This is a genomic window from Methylobacterium oxalidis (assembly GCF_007992195.1).
GTDB classification, from domain to species: domain Bacteria; phylum Pseudomonadota; class Alphaproteobacteria; order Rhizobiales; family Beijerinckiaceae; genus Methylobacterium; species Methylobacterium oxalidis.
In genome coordinates, this window is sequence record NZ_BJZU01000065.1 from 70,051 (window position 1) to 78,067 (window position 8,017).

Annotated in this window: 7 protein-coding genes; 6 read left to right on the forward strand and 1 reads right to left on the reverse strand. The window is 68.1% G+C overall.

Translation table 11 applies throughout. From position 1 onward, the window contains the following. The first annotated feature begins 95 nt into the window (after positions 1-95). The 4 genes from MOX02_RS16420 (at position 96) to MOX02_RS32205 (ending at position 5,993) form a co-directional block, all read left to right on the forward strand. The gene (locus MOX02_RS16420; RefSeq protein ID WP_238178715.1) at positions 96-1,913 is read left to right on the forward strand and encodes a DEAD/DEAH box helicase; all 1,818 of its coding nucleotides are present in this window, start codon (positions 96-98) and stop codon (positions 1,911-1,913) included. 961 nt (positions 1,914-2,874) lie between these two features. After that, positions 2,875-3,714, forward strand: a complete 840-nt coding sequence (locus MOX02_RS16425; protein WP_147026870.1) for a hypothetical protein — start codon at positions 2,875-2,877, stop codon at positions 3,712-3,714. 100 nt (positions 3,715-3,814) lie between these two features. Further along, a complete protein-coding gene (locus tag MOX02_RS16430; RefSeq protein ID WP_147026871.1) occupies positions 3,815-4,267 on the forward strand; it encodes a hypothetical protein in 453 nt (150 codons plus the stop codon). Positions 4,268-4,280: 13 nt separating this feature from the next. Then, positions 4,281-5,993, forward strand: a complete 1,713-nt coding sequence (locus MOX02_RS32205; RefSeq protein ID WP_238178717.1) for an AAA family ATPase — start codon at positions 4,281-4,283, stop codon at positions 5,991-5,993. A 153-nt stretch (positions 5,994-6,146) separates the two neighbouring features. Here the strand turns inward: MOX02_RS32205 and MOX02_RS16440 are convergent, their stop codons facing one another. Continuing rightward, positions 6,147-6,368, reverse strand: coding sequence for a hypothetical protein (locus tag MOX02_RS16440; protein ID WP_147026872.1), 222 nt, complete (start codon positions 6,366-6,368; stop codon positions 6,147-6,149). Positions 6,369-7,142: 774 nt separating this feature from the next. Here MOX02_RS16440 and MOX02_RS16445 point away from each other — a divergent pair. Both MOX02_RS16445 and MOX02_RS16450 read left to right on the forward strand, forming a co-directional pair. Beyond that, positions 7,143-7,394 (forward strand): hypothetical protein, encoded by a 252-nt coding sequence (locus MOX02_RS16445; RefSeq protein ID WP_147026873.1) that lies wholly within the window; start codon positions 7,143-7,145, stop codon positions 7,392-7,394. A 336-nt stretch (positions 7,395-7,730) separates the two neighbouring features. Then, positions 7,731-8,017: DUF4142 domain-containing protein (locus MOX02_RS16450; protein WP_147026874.1), on the forward strand; the 287-nt coding region annotated here is incomplete at its 3' end.

The following is an 8,017-nucleotide window of genomic DNA, read 5'->3' on the forward strand; positions in this document are numbered from 1 at the left end:
GGCATGGCAATTCTCCGATCCGCTGCGGTGTTTTGAGCGCCACAGGCCGCCCACTTCGTTCCCATCAGCGAACGCTCGCCGCGCTTGTCGCGGCCATGGCTCGCGGTGAGGCCGAGGGCATCACGGACATTCTCGCTTCTGTGACGCCAGGCGGCGGCAAATCGCTTCTTCCCGTGATCGCCGCTGCCCGCCTGATGGAGGCGGGGCGGGTCGAGCGCATTGTCTGGGTGGTGCCCCGCGATTCTCTTCGCTTGCAGGCGGAGGAGGTCTTTGCTGACCCACAATGGCGAGCAATCCTCGGGCATAACTGGAGCGTACGTAGCGCTGACAACGCGCCCGACCCCAGCCGTGGCTTGGCCGGATACGTCACAACCTACCAAGCCATCGGGGCGGCACCGGAGCTTCACCTCAGGGAGCTTCGCCGCTTTCGCACGCTCCTTGTGGTCGACGAGGTTCATCACCTGCCGGTGCCAAACGCAGGCATCGGAGAAGGGAGTGAAGAGGGTGAAGAGGCGGGCGCCTGGAGCCGTGCGATGCTGCCGCTCCTCCAGAGCGCATCGCTGCGCTTGCTCCTGTCCGGCACCTTGGAGCGGGCAGATGGGCGACGTATCCTCGGCCTGCCCTACTACCCGTCTGCCGCCACGCATACGCCTCAGATCGACTCGGATGCGCCGGGCTGGGCCGTGATCGGCTACTCCCGCACTCAGGCGCTCGCCGAGCGCAGCGTTCTACCCGTAACCTTCGGTGCCCTCGATGGTGAGGCCAGCTGGCTTGAGGGCGGCCGCGCGGCCGGGCAGGCCCGTGTCGGGCCACACCGCCTTGGTGGAGGCGTGCGGATCACGACGCGTCCCGCGCTCTTCACCGCGCTTCGCACCGGTTTCGCCCGCGATCTTCTCCAGGAAGCCTTCGGTGCCACCCGCCGCCTTCGAGCGCGCCGCCGCGCGGACAGAGGCATGCCTCCGACGAAGACGGCCCGCGGCCTTGGCAAGCTCTTGGTGGTCGCGCCGGATCAAGCCAGGGCCCGGCACTATCTCGGCATGCTGCAGAGTTGGATGCCGGCCACACAAGCTGAGCGCGATGTGCGGCTCGCCACCTCATCCGAGCGAGACGCTCACGAAACACTCGCTGCATTCCGCCTTCTGCCCGAACCGGCGGTATTGGTGACAGTAGCCATGGCCTACGAGGGTCTGGATGCTCCGGAGATCGCCGTGGTGGCGGCCCTGACCCACATCCGCTCACGACCCTGGCTCGAGCAGATGATCGCCCGAGCGACGCGGGTCGACCCATTTGCCGGTTCCTACGCCGAGCAGAGAGCCGTCGTGTTCCACCCGGACGATCCGCTATTCGCCCGCTTCCGCGCCGAATTGGAGAACGAGCAGGGGTCCGCCACGCCATCGCATCCGAGCCGGCGCATCACCGCAGCGACACCGGAGCGTGTCACTTGGTCCGACGAGGCGCCGTGCTCGATCATCCCCCTAGAGAGCAATGCGGTGGGCCTTCGTTACGCTATGCTCCGCCCCACTTCGTCTCTGCAGGCTGCAAGTTCTAAGCCGCCTGTCTCGCCATGCTCGGCGGTGGAGGACCGCCTCAGCCTGCAGCAAGCCCCCTCTCTGACTGAGAGAGCGCTGCGACAGCGGCTCGCAGCCACCGTTTCCGCACAAGCCGTCGAGGACGAAGCGAACCTGAGCATCCCGCGCGGCGGCAACCTGCCTCATCGGTACAACGCCGTGCTCAAGCGCGTGCTGGGTAAGGCACGCGGCGCCCTGACACTCGCCGAGCTTGAGGCCGCACTCGCTTGGCTCGAGCACAGTCGCCTCTCCGACCATCTGCATCTCCTGGAAGGAGACGCGCGTTACGCGTGGTCTGAGCGCCAACGTCGTGGCGGTTGGATTGCGAGAACATCAGGTTCATGACGCATGAGCGCAGTCGCGCGAGGTCGAACGGCCTGTCGGTTCTTCGAGCGCTGTGATATTGGCATCATTCAGCCAGAGAGGCGTGCAGAGTTGCTTTGTCGGGACCAACTCGGATCATCTCACATCAGGCGTGAGACCTCGCATGAGCCATCGACAGTGCAGGAGCACTGCTAATTTCGAAAATTCAAGAGTGATTGATTCGTCGCAGAACGCCATCAGAACAATCCAATGACAAACGGCTGCATGAGATTCTCTGCTAAAGCCCGATCTTCCTTGCGGCCAAGCGCCGAGGCGAGAGCGGTCGCCCCGTTCTAGCCTTCCACGAAGTCTGCAGCGCAGACGTGCCCTCTCGATCTGGGTCACCCCCGCAGCGGGAAGACGCCGCAGCACCTCGACCATGGCGTTCGATGCAGCGGCCATCGGCGACGAAGCTGCAGGCGGAGGCGGACAACCTCCGCCCGCGCGAGCCTTTCGCCGAGCTCATCCCGAAGATCAGGCGTTAACCATGGGAGCAATTGGGTCTCGACGAGCCCGCGATGCCTCTTCCCAACGTGGCGGGCCCGGGCCAGGTTCGATCCTGGCAGTCCAACCGCGTGTGCCGCGCCGCCTTTACCAGGGGCGGCCGGCACCGGTGTTACCAGCACCGGCGCTGGCCTGACCACGACCCGTATCGAGTAAGGATACAGACCATGGCTGATCAGCCTTCTAGCGGCTCGCTGCCGCCCGCGAAACCGTCCTTCCGCAATCTCGACGCCCACGCCGCGCCGGACTGGTCGCCCATCCCCTCCCCCCGCACGAACCGCTGAGGCGGCCCCGCCCGTCTAACGACGCGGCTGCCGCCCCGTTTTCCTGCAACCGACGCGACGCCGCTGCGGGCTTCCCGCCCTGGCTCTACTACCCTGACCGCTGCGCCGCTCGCCGTAGCGCAGGCGCGGACGCGCGTCTCCTGGATGGACGACCCATGACGAACATCGTTGCCCACCCCGCTGCGGTCCGCAGCGGACAGCGCCGGCCGCGCGCCGCCGCTCAATCGGCCGCCGGGGCCGCGCGCATCCCCGTGCCGCTCGGCGGCGGCGCGGTGCCCCCGGCGCCCGTCACGGTCGTGGCGACCGCCTGCTCGCCCGAGCTTCTCGCCGCGGCCGAGACCGCCGTCGATGGCGCTCTCGACGCCGTCTTCGCCCTCGATCCCCTGCTCGGACCGGACCTGTCGCAGATCGCCTCCGTGCTCGCCTCCGTCGTGAAGCGCCACGGTATCGTCCTCGAGGCTGCCCTCGCCGAGGTCCTCGAGCAGAGCGGCCGCTACCTTGTCCTGCGCGGCGTGGCGATGCCGATCACCCACGCGGCCCAGCAGCTGCTGAGCCGCAAATCGCCCGAGGCGCTGCGCGACATGTCGATCGCGCTGCAGGGAGCGGTTGCTCAGACGGTCTTCCTCGATCTCGTCGTGGTCGACCTGAGCACGCGGCGCGCCATCCTGGCAGAGGTCAAGCGCGGGAGCGGCAAGTCGGAGATGCGCAAACGGCATCAGGTCGAGTGGGTGCTGAGGGCGGCGCAACTGCAGGGCCGGGCCTTTCTCGCCAGCCTCGGCTACCAGGTCGCGAGCGCGCAAGCCGTGTTGATCGACGTCTACGGCCGCGGCGGTTTCTCCGCCGACCTCACCGTGACGGGCGCGGACCTCGACGCGCTGTTCGAGGTGCCGGTCGGCGCCGCGCTCGAGGCGGTGACGACGGTCCTCGCCGCCCGCCTGCGCGCCGGTGTGCCCGCTCTCGGCCTCGACGCTGGGGCCGCCCCCGACCGGAGCTAGCCGCCTATCGCCGGGCCTGCAAGCCGGCCCGGCGCCTCCACTCATCTCCTCATCTCCGCAGCGTCGTGCCCCTCGCCGACGCTCTCTCCAGGTTTGCCCGATGACCTTCTCCGACTTCGACCCGACCCGCACGCCGGGTGTCGCCACTCCCCTCCCCGACAGTCTCGCGGAGGCGCCGCTCACCTGGTGGCGCAGCCTGCCGCCCGCGGCGCTCGACCTGCCCGCCCAGCGCCGCTTGCGCGCCGCCCTGCTGGCCCTGCCGCCTCTCCCCCTACCCGGCTGGGAATCGGCCAGCCAAGGCGACCCGGCCGCGGCCGTCCGCGCCGCCGTGACGGCGCTCGCCCATACCTTGGTGCGCCCCGAGCACATCGAGGCGGCGATGTCGGCCGTCCTGCTCTGCGCCGCCCTCGGCGATCCGGCCTGCGCCGACCTTCTCGTCCACGTGCTCGGCCGGCGGGCGCGGCGCCGGGCCGACCTCGACGCCCTGCGCCTCGCCCACGGATGGCGCCGCTCCGGTCCTCGCCCGCCCGCGCCGCTGGCGCCCGGCCGCTGACGGAGGACGGATCATGGCCTTCTCCTCCACGCCGCGGATCAGCCCCGAGGTGGCCCGCGCCCTGCTCCTGCCCGCCCTGCCGCGCCGCCTGCGCCTCTGCCTCGACCCGGCCTTGCGACTCGTGGCGGCACGCGACGGCCTCTGTGCCGAGATCGGCACCCTGGCCCCGGCCGCCGCGCCGCTCGCCGCGTCCTGGCTTGCGGCGGCTCACGAGGCCGGCGGGTCATGGCAGGATCCCGACCTCGCGCGTGCCCGCACCGCGCTGATCCGGATGCTCGACACCCACGCGGTCGAGCACGACCAGCCGGCGGCGCGGGCGCTCGCCGACCTCGTCGCGCTTCTGTCCTGCGACGGCGGCGACCGCGCCGCCGCGGCGCGGCTCGCCCTGCCGCTGTGGTCCGATTTCGAGAGCCTCACAGGCCTCAAGGACCGCATTGTCGCGATCGCCGCCGCGCAGGCCGATCTCGACCTCGACCGCCGCTCAAGTTCGAACGAGGCGGACGAGGCCGACGATGGGAATGCAATCGATGCCGACGCCCATCGCGACGCCTGGAACGAGGCGCTCGAGGCGGCGTTGCTGGCGCTGACCTCCGAGGCGAGTGCGGCCGCCGTGGCCGCAGCCACCATCGCCAGCGGCCACGAGGACGCCTTCGTCCACGGAGCGCTCCTCCTGCAGGTGCTTCCTGCCTTTGGTCAGCGGGTGACCTGGGCGATCGACGAGCAGGCGCGAGCCGCCGAGATGGGCCGGCGCTTGGCGCTCGAGAAGCGGCTGCTGCGCGAGGTCCAGGCGCGGCGCAAAGCCGAGGCGGCCTCCGGCGGGTCGGGCGCTGCGTCCGAGGTCCGCGCACCCGCCGCGGTGCCGGAGGGCCACCTCCTCGCCGTGGCCCGAGTGCAGGAGAGCGGCAGCGACAAGGGCAAGAGCGTCTGTCGCGGCTACGAGGGCATCATCGGCAGGGCCCTGCCGCTTGCGCCGACACCTGACCTCACGCAGGCTCGCAAGGCGCTCGTCTTCGAGTTCCCGTACGCGGTGGCGACGGTCGACCGCCTGCTGACGGATCTGGTCGGGCGCCCGTACGCGCTCCTGCGTCCGAGCGTGCTGATCGGTCCACCCGGCGCCGGCAAGAGCCGGCTTGCTGCCCGGCTGGCCCACCACCTCGGGCTCGGCCTGTGGCGAGTGGACGGCACGCGCGACAGCGGCGCCAGCATCGGCGGGCTCGACCGCCGCTGGGCGAGCGCCGAGCCCTGCCATCCTCTGATGGCGATGGCCCGCTTTGGCGTGGCCAATCCGATGATGCTGGTCGACGAGATCGAGAAGGCGGCGACCCGCAGCGACTATGGAAGGCTCTGGGACGCGCTGCTCCCGATGCTGGAGGCGGAGACGGCAAAGGTCTATCCGGACCCGGCCTTTCAGGCGGAGGTCGATCTCAGCCAGATCTCCTGGTTAGCGACCGCCAACAGCCTGCACAACGTTCCGGGGCCGTTGCTCGACCGGCTGCGGGCGGTCGCGATGCCGGCGCCGGAGGCGCATCATCTCGAGGCGCTCGTCGCCCCGGTGCTGGCTGGGATCGCGGCAAGCCGCGGGCTCGAGGCGGCCTGGCTGCCGGACCTGAGCGGGGACGAGCTGGCGCTGGTGCGCCGGGGCTGGCGGGGCGGCTCGATCCGGCGGCTGACGCGCCTCGTCGAAGCGGTTGTGGTCGCCCGGGAGACGGACCTGCCGCGGCACTGAGGGCGCTTGAGACGCTCCCGAACGAAGCGCCATCTTGCGGCCTTGAGGGACAGGGGTTCGCCCTAGCATTACAGTTGCAGGGTGAGGCCCCTATCTGAGTGGTTTCAGATGGGAGAGAGCGTTGTCTGCAGCCTCGCCCAACGAGCATGTCCTTCAGGCCTGGACGAAAGAGCCCGAACGCTTCAGGCTCAACCCGTCACACCCCATCTCAGGATCATACATCTTCTTCGCTCGGCTCATCAACACGCTGGCCGAGCCAGGCGTGGTTTCGGCGAGCCGCTCCGCCTCATAGACGGTCAGCGCCTCCCCGCTCTTGATCGCCGCGTCAGTGACCTTCTGCGTGATCTTGGTCGCCGAGACGTCCACCGAGATCATGCACGCACCCCGCGTGGTCGGGAGGAGTGGGCCGTCGGATTAAATCTTTGATGGCAACCTGCAGTTATCCCCTGCGATTGAGGTATCCCGTTCCCACCATCGACCCGCCCGGTTTGCCGCGGCGGGCATTTTGCTGGGTCTTGTACCTGACAGTTCCCCGGCGGCTGGAAACTCCAATCCCGCGTTGCCGTTGCTCCGGCAGAGCTTTGCAGCGAGCCTAAACCACACTCACCGATTTATGCATGGCGCGAAAGTTCCAGCTATGGCTATAGTCGAGGAATGGGATACGAAGGGTATCAGAAGGATCGTTCGCGCAATCTGGATTTGGTTAACATTCATGCATTTGCTAGCGCGTGAACTATGGGTTCAACATCACGCCAAGAAGCCTCATCGATAGATCACTAAGAGCGAGCAGACAAATCAAGCCGGCGCATCGGCTCTTCGTTCAATCCGCACCTACTCACGACCCAGGCCCGCCCGGCTCGCCGCGGCGTGCTTCTTTGTAGTGAGGCTCGGCGAGTTGAGTCAGTTCGGCTGCTCACCCGAACCCCCGTCCCTGTCTTGCTGAGGCGGCTGCTGCACAGTATGGGTCGGATCGCTACCAGGTTGAGGCGGTTCCTTTCCGGTCGGCTGCGAGGCCGTCGTGATGGCGAGCTCGGAACCGGAGCACGACCCTCATAGATGTACCGCCAACACGCAAAAGTTGAGATCTCATCAACGAGTTCTATCCTTTCCCGCTGACAACCGTGCAATGCCGCGAGCGAAAGTGGAGCGATGGCGTTCTTTCTGGGCATCGGCGGCCCTTGGATCGCCCCCATGATCCTGGATCTGCTCTGGACGAAGCAGAGCCTCGAGCACGCGGCGCCGAACTCGTCTGGCGGGTGGCAGCGACACCTGGAACGCCTGTTGCAGAAGCGAGCGGGGCGGGAGATCCCAATCCGGTCGCGGGAACCGGTGCCGCAACGCGGGCTCGACGAGGAGCGGCACCCGCGCTCCGAAAGCTACCTCTTCCGGACGCCGGACTAGATTCTCCAAAGCGCGGACCGCGTCTGTCGCCCTCAGAGAGGCACTCCGCCTCTCGCTGCGCCGATCTGGTTTTCGTTTCGAGCGAAGCGGAGCTGCCGGGTACCGATCGCTGCTTGCGCACTGCCGAGCCGAAACATGCAAAGTCGAGCTTCAGACACCGCTCGTTGTCCATAGATATTCGTGGTGTGGCTGCGTGTGCCACGCTGACGCATTCGCCGAGAAGCGGCAGGTAAGCAGAAACAACTTCCTCATGCCTGTGGTTGCGCTCCTGTGTGGACCAGATCCGAACACAGCCGTTCGCGCCACCAGATCGCTCGATTCTGAGAGGGAACTGCCATGGACCGCCGCCGTGCGCTCACCGCTGTCGTGACTGCCCTTGCAATTCCCACTCTCGCGGCCTCGGCATTCGCGCAGAACAGCCCGAGTTCAGTGTCCGAGAAGAGCGGCAACACCGCTGCCGCGATGGGCGAGGCGGAGGCCAAGCACGCCGGCGACACCTCGACGGCTGGCCTGATGTCCCTCGAGACCAGCCGCATCGCCCTGAAGAAGGCGCAGCACCCGAAGGTCAAGGAGTTCGCGCAGTTGGAAGTGGCGGAGCAAGAGACGATCGCGGACGTGCTTAG

Coding starts and splice junctions, on each gene's coding strand:
- MOX02_RS16440 (WP_147026872.1), bottom strand. CDS start 6,368: ATGATCTCGGTGGACGTCTCGGCGACCAAGATCACGCAGAAGGTCACT.
- MOX02_RS16420 (WP_238178715.1), top strand. CDS start 96: ATGGCTCGCGGTGAGGCCGAGGGCATCACGGACATTCTCGCTTCTGTG.
- MOX02_RS16425 (WP_147026870.1), top strand. CDS start 2,875: ATGACGAACATCGTTGCCCACCCCGCTGCGGTCCGCAGCGGACAGCGC.
- MOX02_RS32205 (WP_238178717.1), top strand. CDS start 4,281: ATGGCCTTCTCCTCCACGCCGCGGATCAGCCCCGAGGTGGCCCGCGCC.
- MOX02_RS16445 (WP_147026873.1), top strand. CDS start 7,143: ATGGCGTTCTTTCTGGGCATCGGCGGCCCTTGGATCGCCCCCATGATC.
- MOX02_RS16430 (WP_147026871.1), top strand. CDS start 3,815: ATGACCTTCTCCGACTTCGACCCGACCCGCACGCCGGGTGTCGCCACT.